Source organism: Amycolatopsis sp. NPDC034160, assembly GCF_055575355.1.
In genome coordinates this window covers 221,014-237,467 of the sequence record NZ_JBVISU010000013.1, presented here as the reverse complement: position 1 = coordinate 237,467, position 16,454 = coordinate 221,014, and the positions used below count along the sequence as shown (strand labels likewise).

The window sequence follows — 16,454 nt, the reverse complement described above, 5'->3', positions numbered from 1 at the left end:
CGCAAAAACGGCCTCAACACCCTGACCGCACTCCGCGACGCCATCACCGGAAACCCCTGGCTACCAACCAACCCCACAACCACCTGACTAGTAACAATGACGGTTCTAACCGTCATTACCACTCACGACCTGTACCGAAGCCTCACTTGCCGCAGAGCATCTTGTCCGCGTTGAAGTACGCCTGCCCCAGGTCCGCCGTGGAGTCCCCGTAGGTCATGGACAGCTCGTAGGTCCTGCTGCCGTCGGGCGTGCTGACCATCAGCGTCCTGTAGCCGTGGAAGCCGCCCATTCCCTTGAGGACGGTACCCGCGCCGTCACAGCCGTGACATGGCACTGACACGGTCAGGACGTCGAGAGGGGCAGCCGGACTTCGAAGCGGCAACCGGGTCCGTGGTTGCGGACGCCGATCCGGCCGCGATGGGCCTCGACGAGCCCTTTCGCGATCGCCAGCCCGAGCCCGCCACCGCTCGCCAGCCCGCCGCGTTCGGGCGTCCGCGCCCGTGTCCCGCGAAAGGCGACGTCGAAGACGCGTCCGATCTCGTCGTCGGGGATCCCTCCGCACCCGTCGTCGACGGCCAGCAACGCCTCGCCACCGTCGATACCGAGCTGGACCGCCACCGTCCCGTCCGGCGGGGTGTGCCGGACGGCATTGGACACCAGGTTGCGCACGATCCGCGCCAGCTCCGGGTCGCTCCCGGAGACGACCGGCCAGGCGTCCGCCCGCTCGACCATCCGCACCCGTTTCTGCCCCGCGAGCGGCGCCTGCGCGGCGACGGCGTCGCTCACCACGTCACGCAGCGGCACGGCGGCCATGGTCAGTTCCAGCGCGCCGGCGGTGATCCGCGACAGCTCGAAGAGGTCGCCGACCATGCCCGAGAGCCGCGTCGTCTCCCCGCTGATCCGCCGGGCGTAGTCGGTGATCTCGCCGGAATCGGCGACGACACCGTCCGCGACGGCCTCGGCCATCGCCTGGATCCCGGCCAGCGGGCTCCGCAGGTCGTGGCTGATCCACGCGACGAGTTCACGCCGCGACGCCTCGGCCGCGCGCTCCCGTTCCCGTGCTTCCCGCTCCCACACACTGCGGCGCGCGATCACGCGGCCGAGCACGAGCGCCGCCGGCACGGTCACCAGCGCGACCAGCAGGCAGACCAGCGTCATCGTGGTCAGCGCGGGGGTGAACATGAACCCGCTGACGCCGAGCACCGCGACCAGTGTCGCGAGCACCGGGATCAGCACGAGCACCGTCATCGTGCTGGCCAGCGAACCGCGTCTGAGCAGGTACAACGCCAGCCCGCCGAGCAGCACCACCGGCAGCGCGAACAGCAGCGCGAACGGCAGGATGTGCCAGGCGTGCGCCAGCATCTCGGCGAACGACTCGCCCGCGCCGATCACGGCCGCACCGGGTCGTACCGGTAGCCGACACCCCAGACGGTGGCGACCCGGGCGGGTTTCGCCGGATCCTTCTCGATCTTCTCCCGCAACCGTCTCACATGGACGGTCACTGTGGACTGATCGCCGAAGTCCCAGCCCCAGACCTTCTCCAGCAGGTCGGCTCGGGAGAACGCCACCCCCGGATGCGCGAGAAAGAACGCCAGGAGGTCGAATTCCCGGCTGGTCAAGGGAAGTTCCACGCCACCGATGCTCGCCTGCCGCGCGGTCATCTGCAGGCGAAGGTTGCCGTCGGCGAGTTCGGTGGCCGCCGGTGCCGGGCGGGGCATCCGCGCGCGACGCAGCACCGAGACCACCCGCAGCGCGAGTTCCTTGGGGCTGAAGGGTTTCGTGACGTAGTCGTCGGCGCCGAGCTGGAGCCCGGCGATCCGGTTCTCCTCCTCGCCGAGCGCGGTCAGCATGACGATCGGCACCTGGCTCATCTGCCGCAGGCGACGGCACACCTCGAGCCCGTTGAGGCCGGGCATCATCACGTCCAGCACCACCAGGTCCGCGCCGGTCTCGGCGAACAGCCGCAGCCCCTCGGTGCCGTCCCCGGCGACGTCGACGTCGAAGCCCGCGACCTCCAGGTACCGCCGGACGACGTCCCGGACGGTCTCGTCGTCGTCGACCACGAGTACGCGGCCCTGTTCGGCCATCACATCCACCTCACCAGCTCGTCAGCACCAAATTGGTTCACCACCAGCGCCGTGGCCGCCTGTGCGGCGAGCAGCGCTACCGCGGGCAGCAGCCACACCGCGAACGGTAGCCAGGTGCGCTCGACCTCCGCCTTCGACAGGCCGGGCAGGCCCGCGAACGGGAGCATCGCCAGGCCGACGGTGGTCAGCTCGGCCCGGCGACCCGTGCGGGCGGGCGCGGTGACAGTGGACATCACCGGCACCATAACCACGTTCACGACGTTCGGCGGACTGGAGAAGCGAACCGTCAGAACTCGGTAAGAACTTCGCCGACTTCATGATTCCGTAAGCACGGCAAGGGTTTTCGGCCGTCCACCCCGGACTTGCCGTGCTGTCCGTGAACGATCGCGCTGAGCGGATTCTTGCCGGAACGCTGGGATCCTCCCATGAAGACGGACGCGGTGTCCACAATGGACACGTGCTGCCGACTGGGTGTCCGATTAGTGTCTCTGCGTGCGGTTTCGCCAGGGAGACCGCCCCTCCCGGACAAAAAGGGCCACGTGTGACCGGGATTGGCAGCCGGTCACACGTGGCCTCTGGTTCCGGCCCGCTGGGGGTTCGGGCCGGGGTTTGGTCTCGGCCGCGCACTGCGGCCGAGCGTTGGGGGAAATCTAGTTCGGGGTGACCGGCTGGCCGCCGAGGGTCACCTCGACCACCCTGTCACCGCTGAGTGTGAACTTGACCTTGTCGTTCGGCGCCCGGGTGCGGATCGCGGCGACGAGCGCGTCCGCGTCAGGGATCGGCCGGTCGTCCAGCTTCGTCACGACGTCGCCGGATTTGAGGCCCGCCTTCTCCGCGGGGCTGCCCGGCGAGATCTCACCGAGCTGCGCTCCACCGGTCGGCACTGTCTGCACTCGCGCGCCGATGAAGGTCTGCGTCGCCTGGCCGGTGTTGATGATGTCGTCGGCCGTGCGGCGCGCCTGGTCGATCGGGATGGCGAAGCCGATGCCGACGTTGCCGCCGCTCTCGCCGCCCTGGCTCTGCGCGGACTTCGGGCTGTAGATCGCCGAGTTGATCCCGATGACCTGGCCCGACATGTTCGCGAGCGGGCCGCCGGAGTTACCGGGGTTGATCGCCGCGTCGGTCTGCACCGCCGACATCACCGTGGTCTGGTCACCGTTGCCACCGGCGCTCACCGGCCGGTTCAGGGCGCTGACGATACCCGCGGTGACCGTGCCCGCGAGTTCGAACGGCGAACCGATGGCGACCACCGGCTGCCCGACCCGCAGGTCGTCGGAGCGGCCCAGCTCCACCGGGGTCAGCCCGCTGACACCGCTGACCTTCACCACGGCGATGTCCGTCGTGGGGTCGCGGCCGACGATGGTCGCCGTGCCCTTCTTGCCGTCCTGGAACACCGCCTGGATCTGCCCGCCACCCGCGGCGACCTTGACGACGTGGTTGTTGGTCAGCACGTAGCCGTCGGTGCTGAGCACGAAGCCGGAGCCCCCGCCCGCACCGGCCCGGCCGGAAACCTGCAGTTCGACCACGCTCGGCGACAGCTTCTGCGCCACCGACTCGACCGACCCCGCGGGCACGTTGCCGGTCTGCTGGGCGGGCTTCGGCGCGTCGAGCGCGTTGACGGAGTTGCCGCCAGAGTCGTCACCGGTCAGATAGCCGACGGTGCCGCCCGCGACCCCGCCGACGACGAGGGCGATCGCCGCGACACCGGCGAGCAGCTTGCCCGAAGTGGACTTCGAAGCCTGTCGCTGCTGCGGGACCGCGTAGACCGACGGGCCCGGCTGGGCGTGCTGCCCATAGGGCGCCTGCTGCCCCGGGACCTGATGCCCCTGGGTGTAGGTGCCCTGCGTCTGATGCTCGGAGGTCGCCGTCTGCTGCGTCTGAGTCTGCTGTGCCTGGGGCGACCACGGGTTGTACTGCTGTTCCGTGGGGTAGGCCTGTCCACCATGGGGAGCGGCATGGCCGCCGAGGCCGGTCGCGTCAGGCTGCGAAGGAGCGGGCTGAGCCGCCCAGCTCGCGCTCTGGTCCGCGTCCGGCTGAGCGCCGGCGGGCCGCGCCTGCTCGGCGTTCTGGCCGCTGGGATCGTTCTCGGTCATGTCTCTACCTTGCGGGATGGTCCTGAGAGGTTCCTGAGCCGAAGCTGTGCTTCGCTCATGAGTATGGCCTCATCAGTGGGTGCCGCGCAGCCTCTCGGCGATCTGCTCCGGGGTCGCGTCGTTGATCCACACGGCCATCCCGGACTCCGAACCGGCCAGATACTTCAGCTTGTCCTTCGACCTCATTACCGAGAACACCTCCAGGTACAGCCAGCCGAGTTCGCGATCGCGTTTGGCGGGCGCCTGGTTCCAGGCCGCGATGTAGGGCAGCGGCCGGTCGTAGAGCCCGTCGCAGCGGCGTAGGACCTCGAGGTAGACATCGGCGAACTCGTCGCGCTCCGCGTCCGATAGCGCGGGGATGTCGGGGACCTGGCGATGCGGCACGATCTGGACCTGCACCGGCCACCGGGCGGCGGGCGGCACGAACGCCGTCCAGTGCTTTCCCGCGACCACGACCCGGGCGCCGGATTCCCGCTCGGCGGCCAGCACGTCGCCCATCACCGGACGGCCGTGCTCTGCCTCGTACGCGCGGGCGAGGGCCAGCATCCGCTCGGTCTTCGGCGTGACGAACGGGTAGCCGTAGATCTGGCCGTGCGGATGGTTCAGCGTCACGCCGATCTCTTCACCGCGGTTCTCGAACGGGAAGACCTGCTCGATGCCGTCCATCGCGGACAGTTCGGCGGTGCGGTCGGCCCAGGCGTCGACGACCGCGCGGACCTGTTTGGCCGTCAGCCCGGCGAAAGAACCGTCGTGATCGCTGGTGAAGCAGACGACCTCGCAGCGGCCGACCCCCGGCGCGATGGGCACGAGGCCCGAACCGTCCACTGTGGACGTATCGCCGATGGCGTTGCGGGCGAAAGAGGGAAAGCGGTTCTCGAACACCGCGACGTCGTAGTTCCGCTCCGGGATCTCACTGGGTTTCCCGGGTTTCGTGGGGCACAACGGGCACAGGTCGGCCGGCGGTTTGTAGGTCCGAGTCTGCCGGTGCGCGGCCATCGCCACCCACTCGCCGGTCAGCGGATCACGCCGGATCTCCGACGCCGCCGCGACCCGCGGCAGGTCACGGGTGTCCTCGGCGGTGCGCTCGGGCGCGCCGGGAGAGTCGAAATAGATGATTTCCCGGCCGTCGGCCAGGTGCCTTACCGTGCGTTTCACGCTTCTTCAGCCTCAGCCGTCTCCGCCGTTTCGGCGATCATCAGCTCACCAGCCTGTTCGGTGAGCGTTTCCCTTGCCTGGTCGGACAAACCGTCGTCCGAAACGACGACGTCGGCCTCTTCGAGCCCGGCGATGGTCGAGATCCCGACGATGCCCCATTTGGTGTGGTCGGCGAGCACGACCAGCTTGCGGCCCGCTTCGACCAGGGCGCGGTCGGTCTCGGATTCGGTGAGGTTCGGGGTGGTGAAACCGGGGCCGTCGGCCATCCCGTGCACACCGAGGAAGACGACGTCCAGGTGCAGCGAGCGCAGGCTCTGCACGGCGACTGGCCCGACCAGCGCGTCCGACGGGGTGCGGACACCGCCGGTGAGGACCACCGTGCGCTCCGGCTGGCTCTCGCCGCGCAGCACGTCGGCGACCTGGATGGAGTTCGTGACGATCGTCAGCCCCGGGATCCCGTCGAGCGCCCTGGCCAGCGTCCAGGTGGTGGTGCCGGCGGAGATGCCGATCGCGGTGCCCGGCCGGACCAGCCCGGCCGCGACGGCGGCGATCGCTTCCTTCTGCACGCGCTGCCGGACGGATTTGGCCTCGAAACCGGGCTCGTCGGTGCTTTTGCCGACAATGGAGGTGGCACCGCCGTATACCTTCTCGACCAGGCCGCGACCGGCGAGTACGTCGAGGTCACGGCGCACCGTCATGTCGGAGACACCGAGCCTCGTCACGAGGTCGCTGACTCGGACCGCCCCGGTCCGGCGAGCCTCTTCGAGGATCACCGCCTGTCGTTGCCGCGCGAGCACGAACCCTCCCTGAATCAACTACACAAAATTCTACACGAATAAACATGGCGCGACGAGCCAAGCCACCCTGCCAGCATGGAGTCATGGCCACGCTTCGCGACGCCGTCTTCGACTGCCGCCATCCGGCTTCGCTGGCCCGCTTCTGGGCGGCGGTGCTCGACGGTTACGAAGTCGCACCCTATGACGAAGAAGAGCTTGAGCGGCTTCGCTCACTGGGATTTTCTGGCCCCGAAGACGATCCTTCAGTGCTCGTCGAAGCCCCGACGGGACCGCGTCTGTTCTTCAACAAGGTTCCGGAGGGGAAGGTCGCCAAGAACCGCGTGCACCTGGACTTGACCGGCGACGACGTCGAACGGCTCGTCGCGCTGGGCGCGAGGGTGCTCGCACGTCCCGAAGACGGGCTTGTCGTGCTTGCCGACCCCGAAGGAAACGAGTTCTGCCTGGTTACTCCGACGCCGTCTGCTTGACGCCGTCGATCGGCACATTGCGGAAACTGAGCACGAACAGCGAGACCGCGCCGAAGAACAGCGCGATGTCCGCCACGTTTCCGACGAACCAGCCGTTGTAGTCGATGAAGTCGACGACGTGACCGCGCGCGAAGCCCGGCTCACGGAACAGCCGGTCTCCCAGATGCGTCGTCGCGCCGCCGAGCAGAAGCCCAAGCGAAATCGCCCAGCCCGCCGAGCGGACCTTGCGCGAGATCCACAGCAGCGCGATCACCGCCACGGCGGCCAGGATCGCGAAGATCCAGGTGGAACCGGCGCCTAACGAGAACGCCGCGCCCGGGTTGTAGAGCAGCCGGAACCGGATGAAGTCGCCGATCACCGGGATCGGCGCCCGGTCGGTGAGGGCGTCGACGGCCCACCACTTGGTCAGCTGGTCGGCCGCCAGCAGCACCGCGGCCACCAGCAGTGTCCAAAGCAGACGGCGGGGCGGCAGCTCAGGCGCGTTCTCGGTGCTCATCACTCGGTAGAGTAATCCGCTCTCAAGCAGGGGCTCCCGGGAGCCGCAAGGTCATCAGCGCACCGCCCGCGGGAGCGCGTCCCGCGTAGACGTCGCCGCCGTGCCGCTGCGCGGCGTGCTGCACGATGGCGAGGCCGAGCCCCGAACCGGGCAGCGTCCGGGCTTCGGACGAGCGATAGAAGCGGTCGAACACCTTCGGCAGGTCCTCGTCGGCGATTCCCGGTCCGGCGTCCTCGACCTCGAGCACCGCGGTGCCGTCACCGACCGGGTACAGCCGGACCCCGACCGTCGATCCCTCCGGCGAGAACTTCACCGCGTTGTCCAGCAGGTTCAGCACCGCGCGTTCCAGCGCGCTGGTGTCGCCGGTCAGTACCCACGGCTGCAGCGAAACGTCGAATTCGATCTCGCCGGCGCGGCGGCGAGCCCGGTCGAGTGCGCGCTCGACGACGTCGACCATCTCGACCCGCTCGTGCTCGATCCGCGGCTCGTCCTGGCGCGCGAGTTCGACGAGGTCGCCGATCAGCTGGGTCAATTCGTCGAGCTGGCCGCGGATGTCGGCCTCGATGTCGCTGCGGTCCTCGTCGGACAGCGTCCGCGCGCCCGGCCTGCTCGCCGAAAGCAGGAGTTCCAGGTTCGTGCGGAGCGACGTCAGCGGAGTCCGGAGCTCGTGACCGGCGTCCGCGACGAGCTGCCGCTGCCGTTCCTGCGATTCGGCGACCGTGCCCAGCATCGTGTTGAAACTCTGGGTGAGACGGGCGAGTTCGTCGTCGCCGCTGACCGGGATCGGCCGCAGGTCACCCGTGCTCGCGACGCGTTCCGCCGCCGACGTCAACCTGTCGACCGGCCGCAAACCCGCCCTCGCGACGGCCGTTCCCGCCACCGCGGCGACCAGGATGCCGGCGCCGCCGATCAGGAACAGGACCACCGAAAGCTCGTTCAGGGTGCGCTTGGTCGGGCCGAGTGATTGGGCGAGCACCATCGCCTGGCCGGGCCCCTGTGGGAGGGCCACGACCCGGCTGTCGGTCCTCGGGTCAGTGCGCAGTGAGAACGGCGAAGTCCCCGAAGCGACCGCGATCTCGTCCGCGCCGTAGGGCGGGCGGCTTCCGGACTGCGGATAGGTCAGCCGGATCTTCTCCCCGACCGTCAGCTGGCCGATCTGCAGGTCCGCGCTGGCCAGGAAGGCGCCGGGAACCTGCTGCAGCTCGGTCTGCACCTGCGGTGAGTCGACCGCGGCCTGCGCGCGGGCGAGCAGGTTGTCGTCGACCTGCTGGTAGAGGTTCTCCTTCACGACGAGATACGCGCCGAGCGACACCAACGCCACCGCGCCCGCCACCGAAGCGGCCGCGAGCAGCGTCACCCGGCCGCGGAGTGAGAAGCGCCGCGTGCTCCAGCGGTCGCCGCGCGGATCCTTTTCGGCCCCGTCGGCGACCTGGACCGGGTCTGTCACGGCGGGGTTTCCCTCAGCACGTATCCCACGCCCCTGACCGTGTGGATCAGTCTCGGTTCGTTCCCAGCCTCGGTCTTTCGGCGCAAGTAGCCGACGTAGACCTCCAGCGCGTTGCCCGACGTCGGGAAGTCGTATCCCCATACTTCCTCCAGGATCCGGCTGCGAGTCAGGACGTGTTTCGGGTAGGAGAGGAAAAGTTCCAGCAGCGCGAATTCGGTCCTCGTGAGACTGATCTCCCGGCCTGCCCGGCGCACCTCACGCGTCCCCGGATCCAAGGTGAGGTCCGCGAACGAAAGAAGCTCGGCGTTCTGCCCCGCCTGCGGATCCGGGATCGCCCGGCGCAGAAGCGCGCGAAGGCGAGCGAGAAGCTCCTCGAGCGCGAAGGGCTTCGGGAGGTAATCGTCGGCACCGGCGTCCAGGCCGGACACCCGATCGGAGACGGTGTCCCGGGCAGTCAGCACGAGGATCGGCAGGTCGTCACCAGTGCTTCGCAGGCGGCGGGCGACCTCAAGGCCGTCGAGCCGCGGCATCATCACGTCGAGGACCATCGCGTCGGGTCTGTTGGCGATGATCGCTTCCAGGGCCTGCGCGCCGTCCCCGGCCAGTTCCACCTGGTAGCCGTTGAACTCAAGGGATCGCCTGAGTGATTCACGGACGGCCCTGTCGTCGTCCACTACGAGGATGCGCATGGCCACAGTCTTACGCAGCGTGCTGAGACTCGCCTAAGAACACACACAGAACAAACAAAGGAAATCCGGCAGTCCGCAAGACGTTTCAGCCGGTCTCGGGCCCTTTCGCAACAGGTGCGTTCCATCTACGCCACAAAGCGAGCATGCGAACCCCCACGACGGCCGCGGCTGCTACGGCCGTCACCGGCCCTGGCGGCAGTCGCAGAGCGTGACCGATCACGACCAGCACGGCCCCCGCGAGCGCCGCGACCGCGTAGATCTCCTTCCGCAGCACGAGCGGGATTTCGCGCAGCAGAAGATCACGCACCGCGCCGCCACCAATACCCGTCGTCATCCCGATCAGGCACGCCGCGTAGGGAGTAGCGCCCGCGTTCAACGCGGTCGTGGTACCCGCCGTCGCGAACACCCCGAGCCCGAGCGCGTCGGCGAGGAGCACGCCGCGCCGCAGCTTCGCGATCTGCGGATGGAAGACGAACACGACCAGCGCCGTCCCACCACAGACCGCGAGATAAGGCCAGGTCCGCAAGGTCGTCGGCGGCGTGATCCCGAGCAGGACGTCACGGATGATCCCGCCGCCGAGGGCCGTCGTGAGCCCCACGACGACCACTCCGAAGACGTCCAACCTGGACCGCACCGCCGCGAGCGCACCCGAAGCCGCGAACGCGATCAAGCCGAGGAACTCGAGCGCGGTGAGGATCATTACTGGTCGAGCAGGCCACCGCGATAGGCCAGCAGCGCGGCCTGCACCCGGTTCGCCGCGCCGATCTTGGACAGGACGGCAGAGACATAGCCCTTGACCGTGGCCTCGGACAGGTGAAGCCGCCCGCCGATCTCCGCGTTGGACAACCCCTGCCCGATCAGCCCGACGACTTCACGCTCCCGATCGGACAACGACGCGAGCAGCTTGCGCGCCGGCTGCGCGGCCCGCTGCTCGTCCCGATGCGTCTGGACCATGCGCGCCGCGACCCCCGGATCCAGCACCGCACCCCCGCGCGCCAGGTCACGGACCGCCCGCAGCAACGCGGCGGGGTCGATGTCCTTCAGCAGGAAGCCGTTGGCCCCGAGCCGGAGCGCAAGACTGACGTAGTCGTCGATGTCGAACGTGGTCAACATGGCCACGGTCGGGGGGTCCGGCAACGCGAGGATGGCCCTGAGCGCCCGGATACCGTCGTCAGGCGACCGCATCTTGATGTCGAGCAGGGCGACGTCAGGGTGGTACCGCCGGGCGACCTCGACCGCTGATCTCCCGTCGCTCGCCTCGCCCACGATCTCGATGTCGGCAGCACCCGACATCATGGCACGCAGGCCCGAACGAACAAGTTCCTCGTCGTCGGCGAACATGAGCTTGATCAACTAAGCCCTCCGGCAGCCGGGGGAGCGTGGGTACCGCGTCCCGTTAACGAAGATTACCTACTGTTGTTCAGGGTTTCGAAACCAGACACGTACGAGTGACCCCTGCGGGTCATCTGTGTCGATCTCGGGCTCGATTCAGTCCCCGATTTGCTGCTGGAGAGTGTGGCTGCTGCTGCGCGGATCCGCAGGTCGAGTGTCACTAGACGGCCAGTGTCCGGGTTCGGCCTGCTCACCGGGCCGTACTCGGTGCCCGCCTGAGGGCTACCGCCGTTCGGGTGCTCCGGCCTGCCGGGTGTGACTGAGCCCTCGTGCTCGACCGGGGGCGGTCACCCGGTAAGCTGCGCGTGGCAGTACATGCCCTCGTAGCTCAGGGGATAGAGCACCGCTCTCCTAAAGCGGGTGTCGCAGGTTCGAATCCTGCCGGGGGCACTTCATCGACTTCGCCGAGACCAACCATCTGCCGGGACACACCGCGGGATGATCTGCATTAGGCTCGCCGCGGGGACTGGGCGGGCTGGGACCTGGAACGTCGCCACGAAGATCACGCCCACCACGATTGCCGCCAGCGGAAGCCGCGGAATCGCCATCATGAAAACGCAAAATGCCTGCAGGAGCAGGCAGGTCACCACAGCGGTTTGCGCGCGAAGCGATTGGCCAATCCCGCCAAGGCCGGCCCGGCCACCAGTGGCGCCAAGAACGTCGCCGCGTACGCGGCGCCTCTCCAAGCCGCCGACCCCGTCCGCTCGTACACCGACATCGCGACGGCGACCTTCGCCAGTTGGTCACCCACGACACTGATGGCTTCGCCGAGCCATAGGGCCTGGAATTCTCCTCCTCGGGGTAGCCTGACGCGGGCGGCCGCCCCGACCTGGGTCATCTTGGCTACCTCGCGAACTTTCGCAGGAAACCGTTCGTCTCATCGTCCTTCGAGTAGACGCACACTCCTTGCATGCCACGCGTCATGAGCACCTTGTAGGTGTTCCGTACCAATCGATCGAATTTCGGTGCTTCGGCATCCTTTACAGAACGATCGAAGGAGAAATCGCTACGGGCGACCCATTTACCGCCGCGGATGACCAGATCGTCGCCGAAAATGACACCGGCCCAGTCATATTCGAAGCCCTGCGCGGTGTAGATGCAGCCGATCTGCCCGAATCCCTCAGGTTCCGAAGCCCACAAGGAAGCCGACGGAACTCCTGGAACCTCGAATCCTCGTTTGGTGTTCCACGGACGGCGCCATCCATCGATCTGAACGTCATCGACCAGCCGCGACTTTCCGTCGACCTCGATCGGATCACTCCAATCCCAGCAGAAACCCGCTGCCATCCTCGCCGTGCCCGAGAAGGTCTTCGTCTGCCGAAGCAGCCAGCTCTCCAGTTCATGTGGTGATCCGGCCGAGTCGACCACATACTCGTCTTCGCTTCCCTCGACGAGTTCGGACCAGGCCACCGGCGGTCCGGATCCGAGGCCCAGCAGGCGGACAACCCATTCGTCGAAGCGCGCCGAGCCACCGCATCGGTACTGGCCGTCGAGGCTGATCTCGACTACCTCACAACCCTTCAGGTTGGCGATGGCGAGAATGTCACTCTTGGTCCCGATCTCGCCAGGACGTACCACCTGGTGTTCGTCCAGCAGGAAGAGCGGCACCTTGGCGACCTCGATCAATTCGTCGATCTGACTCCGCACCCTCCCGTGCAGCCGGGCCGGCATACCCCGGACACGATGGGCCTCATCGCAGATGAGGACGTCGAGTGCGTTCGCCGGAGCGGAACCGAACTCGTTGAAGTACTTGAAGATCTCGCCGTATCGCTCGTCGTCGCCGGTCACCTTCTCTCGCAAGGTTTCGGTGAAGGCTTTCGAACCGGTCGCGTGCAGCGCTTTTCGCTGCTGCCTCGCCAGGGCGGCGAGGAGCGTCACCGCGATAGCGCTCTTTCCGGATCCGGGGCCGCCACTGACGACGACGACCTTCTTTTGTTTGTTCTCGTCTCCGGACTCCGCGACCGCGTCGAGCACGGTCTTGTAAGCGACCTGCTGCTCATCGAGCAGGACGAATTCGTCCCTGGCGAAGAAGGCATCCGCGGCTGTTTTGAGCAGGTTCCGAGCCGGTGCCGGTGGCGCGGAGATCAACTCATGGGCCGCCGCCATCGCGGCGTCGGCTGTCTGACGATCCGTGTCGAGTACCGACCACAGATCGGCCAGCAGGTCGCCTTGCAGGTCCGATGTGTAGAGCTGGCCGAAATCGTCGAAATCGAAATCGTCCAGTGTCCAGTCCTTGCCCCGTACGGCGTTGTGCAGGTATGCGATCCCCTTGACCTGACCGGGAACTCGCGCGAACGCGGGGACGAAGTCGAGCAACTGGCGGCAGTATCGCCTGATCTGTTCAGCAGGATGGAGGTAAGGCTGACGCCTCCCGCCACGGACTCTCACCAGGCCCGCGCCCACCGCCTTCGCCTCACTCCATTGCTTCAGCTCGACGAGTACATAGGAAGGCCTCTTGGTTTCCGGATGGATTCCGCAGAGGATGGCGTCCACGCGTTTCGGACTGTACGGAAGCCGGTATTCGAGCAGGACCTGGACATGTTCTAGTCCAGCGGCGCACAACAGCTCGGCGAGCACCGGAAGACTCCGGCGCCATGAACCGATTTCACCACGCTGCTCCGACGCCTTGTAGGTGACTCCTGTATGTCGCGCGAGGTCCAGGAGAATGCGTTCGTGCTGAAGTTCTTTCCGCAGGTCATCCGCAGTCTTGCTGACCGGCAAGCCACCCTCCCCAGGGCTGTTCCCGTCACTTGGCCTTCCACACTCTTGCGTGGAGGCAAGCTTCACTCTAGCGGGTTATGATCGACAGCTGGGAAGCATTCGAGCGACCCACACGCCCAGGGGAGGGACGAGTGGCTCTTGTGCGCGGCGGCGCGGCCGATCTGTTGATCGAAGCTCGCGCGGGACACCTGCACAGCCGATTGAAGGAGCAGGCCGGATTCGCGCTTGACAGCAGGGTCGGGACTAGCGAGGTGGCTTCCTGGCGTAAAAGCCTGCCTATCCTGTTGGCGGATTTGGCGGACACCGGTCTCGGCGACGTCGAAGTCCTTCTCGAGCATCAGCTGCCGCACAGCAAGCAGCGCATCGACGTCGTGCTTTGCGGTATCCATCCTCGTACCGGCCAGAGTTCGTTCGTGTTCATCGAACTCAAACAGTGGTCCAAAGCCGAGTCGTACCTGTCCGAGGTGATCAATGTGCCCGGGCTTCCAGGACGACACCTTCACCCGGCCGAGCAGGTTCACGGATACCGCCAGTACTTCGTGGACCACACCCCCGCGCTCGCGGATCGGCCGCAAGCGGCGCACGGCATTGCGTACCTGCACAACGCGCGTCGAACGGACGTCGCCGGCCTCCTCCAGGACAACCCCAGTCCCGACGACCGTGTGTTCACCATGGATGACAAAGCAGCGATGGGCGAGCACCTCAACGCCGTGCTCGACTCCTCGGCCACCAGGCGGGCCAATGTGTCGGCCGGCGACGAGTTCAGCGGCTTCACGCACCGTCCTACCAAGCCGTTGCTGGAGCTGGCCGCGGCCGAGATCAAGGATCGCGAGCAGTTCGTTCTGCTGGACGAACAGAAGGTCGCGTACGAGCTGGTGCTGCACGCGGTCGAGCGGTCCCGGGCGGCTCAGACGCGTACGGTCGTGATCGTCGAAGGCGGCCCAGGTTCGGGTAAGAGCGTGATCGCGCTGAGCCTGCTCGGCGAGCTGGCTCGCCGAGGTCTCGCGGTACACCACGCGACCGGTTCGAAGTCGTTTACCATGACCATGCGCAAGTACGCGGGCCGTGGCAACACCCGGGTCCAGAGCTTGTTCAAGTACTTCAACGCCTACGTGGGCAGTGAGCCTCGCGAACTGGACGTTCTGATCTGCGACGAAGCACACCGTATCCGGGAAAAGGGCGTCGACAGGTTCACGAAGAAGGAGCGGCGCGAACGCGCTGATCGTCAGGTCAACGAACTCGTCAACGTGGCGACCGTCCCCGTTTTCCTTCTCGACGAACACCAGGTCGTGCGACCAGGGGAAATGGGGTCTCTCAAGGAGATCTCCACCGCTGCCCGCGCACTCGGGTGCGAAGTGGAAGTCGTCCGGCTGCACGATCAGCTGCGGTGCGGCGGCTCGGTCTCCTACGACACCTGGGTCGCCAGACTGCTCGGCCTCGGTTCCTCCGAACCGCCGATTCCTTGGAGCAAGCTGGCAGGTCCGCTCGATGAAGGCATCACACTGACCACCGCCGCCTCACCCGAGGCGCTGGAGTCCTGGGTACTGCACCAGCAGGCGCGCCATGGCGGGGTCGGGCGGCTCGCGGCCGGTTTCTGCTGGCCATGGAGCAATCCGGTCGAGACCTCCGATGGCCTTCGCCTGGTGGACGACGTCCGGATCGGAGCATGGAAACGGCCTTGGAACGCCAAAGGCGAGAAGACGGTGCCGGACGTTCCCGGTTCCAGCTACTGGGCGACGGACGAACGCGGTTTCGGGCAGGTGGGGTGTATCTACACCGCTCAGGGCTTCGAGTACGACTGGTCAGGCGTGATCTTCGGCAAGGATCTCGTCCGCCGTGACGGCATGTGGCGTCCGGTGCGCGAGAACTCCAAGGACTCCGAGGTGAGGAAGGCGGACGAGCTGCATTTCGGCGCGTTGATCAAGAATACCTACAAAGTTCTACTCACGCGCGGGATGCGCGGTACGGCCATCTTCTCGGAAGATCCCGAAACCCAGGAGTTCCTGGAAGAAATGACTCGGTAGGCCACCCTGCCACCTCACAAGGTGCAGGAAGGCGCCGCTTACCCTGGCGCTTCGACTACGGCGAGTGTGGAGATCGGCGCGGCAGGCGATGAGTGAATACCAGTACTACGAATTCCTCGCGATCGACCGGCCGCTCGACGAACGTCAACAGGCCGACGTACGTTCTCTGTCCACCCGCGCGAGGATCACCGCTACCAGCTTCGTCAACGAGTACCACTGGGGTGACTTCCACGGCGACCCGGACCTGCTCATGGAGCGCTGCTACGACGCGCATGTGTACGTGGCCAACTGGGGAGCACACCGGCTCATGCTCCGTCTGCCTCATCGCCTTCTCGATCTCGAGGCGGTCCAGGACTACTGCGTCGACCCCTATCTGTCGGCTCGTACGACGGACCAGTTCCTGGTATTAGACCTGACGAGCGAGGACGAATCCGACGAATTCACCTACGAGGCCGAAGCAGGACTGTCGCCCATCGTCGGAGTCCGTGCCGAACTAGCGGCGGGTGATCTCCGGCCCCTCTATCTCGCCTGGTTGGCTGGTTACGGTGTCTGGAAACGAGACGAGTACGCCTTCGAGCCCGACGCGGACAACGACCTCGAGCCGCCCGTGCCACCCGGCCTGTCCACGCTCACCGCGCCCCAACGAGCGCTCGCCGACTTCCTCCGTGTCGACGACGACCTGCTCGCGAGCGCGGCCGAGACGAGCCCACCGCTCGCCGATACCTCAGCCGATCTCAGGCAGTTCGCAGCCTGGGTGACAAACCTGCCGCTCGCCGACAAAGACGAGATTCTGTTACGGGTCGTCGAAGAACACGGCCTGACCGTGAGGATGGAGCTGCTTCGCCGATTCTGCGACGAACACACCGAGCCCATCACCGCTCCATCACGGCGAACCGTCGCCGACCTGCTCGACAACGCGGCACGGTTGGGCGATTCTGGCCACGAGGAACACAAGGACATCCTCGGCTGGCTCGGCCTCGACGACCCCGGCCAATTCGACCCTGCGCGCTTTACCCTCGACGAAGTCAACCAGCGCCTCGCCGCCGTGGCGTACAACAAGCTTGTCGGTTCTGGCCGGTGATCCGG

At 66.9% G+C, this 16,454-nt stretch carries 17 protein-coding genes and 1 tRNA gene; 4 read left to right on the top strand and 14 right to left on the bottom strand.

Annotated features, from left to right (window positions below):
* Nucleotides 1–142: 142 nt before the first annotated feature.
* From ACZ54P_RS25445 to ACZ54P_RS25415, 7 genes are all read right to left on the bottom strand, one after another.
* Complete coding sequence (locus tag ACZ54P_RS25445) at nucleotides 143–340, bottom strand: hypothetical protein (RefSeq protein WP_465464055.1); 198 nt, start codon at nucleotides 338–340, stop codon at nucleotides 143–145.
* Between the two features lie 2 nt (nucleotides 341–342).
* Nucleotides 343–1,392: a sensor histidine kinase gene (locus ACZ54P_RS25440; protein WP_465464054.1), complete on the bottom strand. Its 1,050-nt coding sequence runs from the start codon at nucleotides 1,390–1,392 to the stop codon at nucleotides 343–345.
* A complete protein-coding gene (locus tag ACZ54P_RS25435) occupies nucleotides 1,389–2,087 on the bottom strand; it encodes a response regulator transcription factor (protein ID WP_465464053.1) in 699 nt (232 codons plus the stop codon). The genes ACZ54P_RS25440 and ACZ54P_RS25435 overlap by 4 nt, the downstream gene beginning before the upstream one ends.
* A complete protein-coding gene (locus ACZ54P_RS25430; protein WP_465464052.1) occupies nucleotides 2,087–2,320 on the bottom strand; it encodes a hypothetical protein in 234 nt (77 codons plus the stop codon). The genes ACZ54P_RS25435 and ACZ54P_RS25430 overlap by 1 nt, the downstream gene beginning before the upstream one ends.
* Nucleotides 2,321–2,737: 417 nt before the next feature.
* Nucleotides 2,738–4,180: a S1C family serine protease gene (locus tag ACZ54P_RS25425; protein WP_465464051.1), complete on the bottom strand. Its 1,443-nt coding sequence runs from the start codon at nucleotides 4,178–4,180 to the stop codon at nucleotides 2,738–2,740.
* A gap of 72 nt (nucleotides 4,181–4,252) precedes the next feature.
* Nucleotides 4,253–5,335 (bottom strand): galactose-1-phosphate uridylyltransferase, encoded by a 1,083-nt coding sequence (galT, locus tag ACZ54P_RS25420; protein WP_465464050.1) that lies wholly within the window; start codon nucleotides 5,333–5,335, stop codon nucleotides 4,253–4,255.
* A complete protein-coding gene (locus ACZ54P_RS25415) occupies nucleotides 5,332–6,132 on the bottom strand; it encodes a DeoR/GlpR family DNA-binding transcription regulator (protein WP_465464072.1) in 801 nt (266 codons plus the stop codon). The genes galT and ACZ54P_RS25415 overlap by 4 nt, the downstream gene beginning before the upstream one ends.
* An 83-nt stretch (nucleotides 6,133–6,215) precedes the next feature.
* Between ACZ54P_RS25415 and ACZ54P_RS25410 the strand changes: the two genes are divergently transcribed.
* A complete protein-coding gene (locus ACZ54P_RS25410) occupies nucleotides 6,216–6,599 on the top strand; it encodes a VOC family protein (protein ID WP_465464049.1) in 384 nt (127 codons plus the stop codon).
* Here the strand turns inward: ACZ54P_RS25410 and lspA are convergent.
* From lspA to ACZ54P_RS25385, 5 genes are all read right to left on the bottom strand, one after another.
* Nucleotides 6,577–7,095 (bottom strand): signal peptidase II, encoded by a 519-nt coding sequence (lspA, locus tag ACZ54P_RS25405; RefSeq protein WP_465464048.1) that lies wholly within the window; start codon nucleotides 7,093–7,095, stop codon nucleotides 6,577–6,579. The two genes, ACZ54P_RS25410 and lspA, sit on opposite strands and share 23 nt — an antisense overlap.
* Before the next feature lie 22 nt (nucleotides 7,096–7,117).
* Nucleotides 7,118–8,542 carry a HAMP domain-containing sensor histidine kinase gene (locus ACZ54P_RS25400; RefSeq protein WP_465464047.1) on the bottom strand — a complete coding sequence of 475 codons (1,425 nt, stop codon included), beginning with the start codon at nucleotides 8,540–8,542 and terminating at the stop codon, nucleotides 7,118–7,120.
* Nucleotides 8,539–9,231 carry a response regulator transcription factor gene (locus ACZ54P_RS25395; RefSeq protein ID WP_061984811.1) on the bottom strand — a complete coding sequence of 231 codons (693 nt, stop codon included), beginning with the start codon at nucleotides 9,229–9,231 and terminating at the stop codon, nucleotides 8,539–8,541. Before ACZ54P_RS25395 ends, ACZ54P_RS25400 begins: the two co-directional genes overlap by 4 nt.
* Before the next feature lie 85 nt (nucleotides 9,232–9,316).
* On the bottom strand, nucleotides 9,317–9,931 hold the full coding sequence (locus ACZ54P_RS25390; protein ID WP_465464046.1) for a trimeric intracellular cation channel family protein: 615 nt from the start codon (nucleotides 9,929–9,931) through the stop codon (nucleotides 9,317–9,319).
* Nucleotides 9,931–10,584 (bottom strand): response regulator, encoded by a 654-nt coding sequence (locus ACZ54P_RS25385; protein ID WP_465464045.1) that lies wholly within the window; start codon nucleotides 10,582–10,584, stop codon nucleotides 9,931–9,933. Before ACZ54P_RS25385 ends, ACZ54P_RS25390 begins: the two co-directional genes overlap by 1 nt.
* A gap of 356 nt (nucleotides 10,585–10,940) precedes the next feature.
* On the opposite strand from ACZ54P_RS25385, the gene ACZ54P_RS25380 reads away from it, so the two are divergent.
* Nucleotides 10,941–11,013, top strand: a tRNA-Arg gene (locus tag ACZ54P_RS25380).
* A 193-nt stretch (nucleotides 11,014–11,206) separates the two neighbouring features.
* Here the strand turns inward: ACZ54P_RS25380 and ACZ54P_RS25375 are convergent.
* Both ACZ54P_RS25375 and ACZ54P_RS25370 read right to left on the bottom strand, forming a co-directional pair.
* Nucleotides 11,207–11,461 (bottom strand): hypothetical protein, encoded by a 255-nt coding sequence (locus tag ACZ54P_RS25375; RefSeq protein ID WP_465464044.1) that lies wholly within the window; start codon nucleotides 11,459–11,461, stop codon nucleotides 11,207–11,209.
* Nucleotides 11,462–11,466: 5 nt separating this feature from the next.
* Nucleotides 11,467–13,344 carry a DNA/RNA helicase domain-containing protein gene (locus ACZ54P_RS25370; RefSeq protein WP_465464043.1) on the bottom strand — a complete coding sequence of 626 codons (1,878 nt, stop codon included), beginning with the start codon at nucleotides 13,342–13,344 and terminating at the stop codon, nucleotides 11,467–11,469.
* 284 nt (nucleotides 13,345–13,628) lie between these two features.
* Here ACZ54P_RS25370 and ACZ54P_RS25365 point away from each other — a divergent pair, with 284 nt between their 5' ends.
* Both ACZ54P_RS25365 and ACZ54P_RS25360 read left to right on the top strand, forming a co-directional pair.
* Entirely contained in the window at nucleotides 13,629–15,368 is a 1,740-nt protein-coding gene (locus tag ACZ54P_RS25365) for a DNA/RNA helicase domain-containing protein (RefSeq protein WP_465464042.1), read from the top strand.
* An 88-nt stretch (nucleotides 15,369–15,456) separates the two neighbouring features.
* Nucleotides 15,457–16,449 carry a hypothetical protein gene (locus ACZ54P_RS25360; protein ID WP_465464041.1) on the top strand — a complete coding sequence of 331 codons (993 nt, stop codon included), beginning with the start codon at nucleotides 15,457–15,459 and terminating at the stop codon, nucleotides 16,447–16,449.
* Nucleotides 16,450–16,454 lie beyond the last annotated feature (5 nt).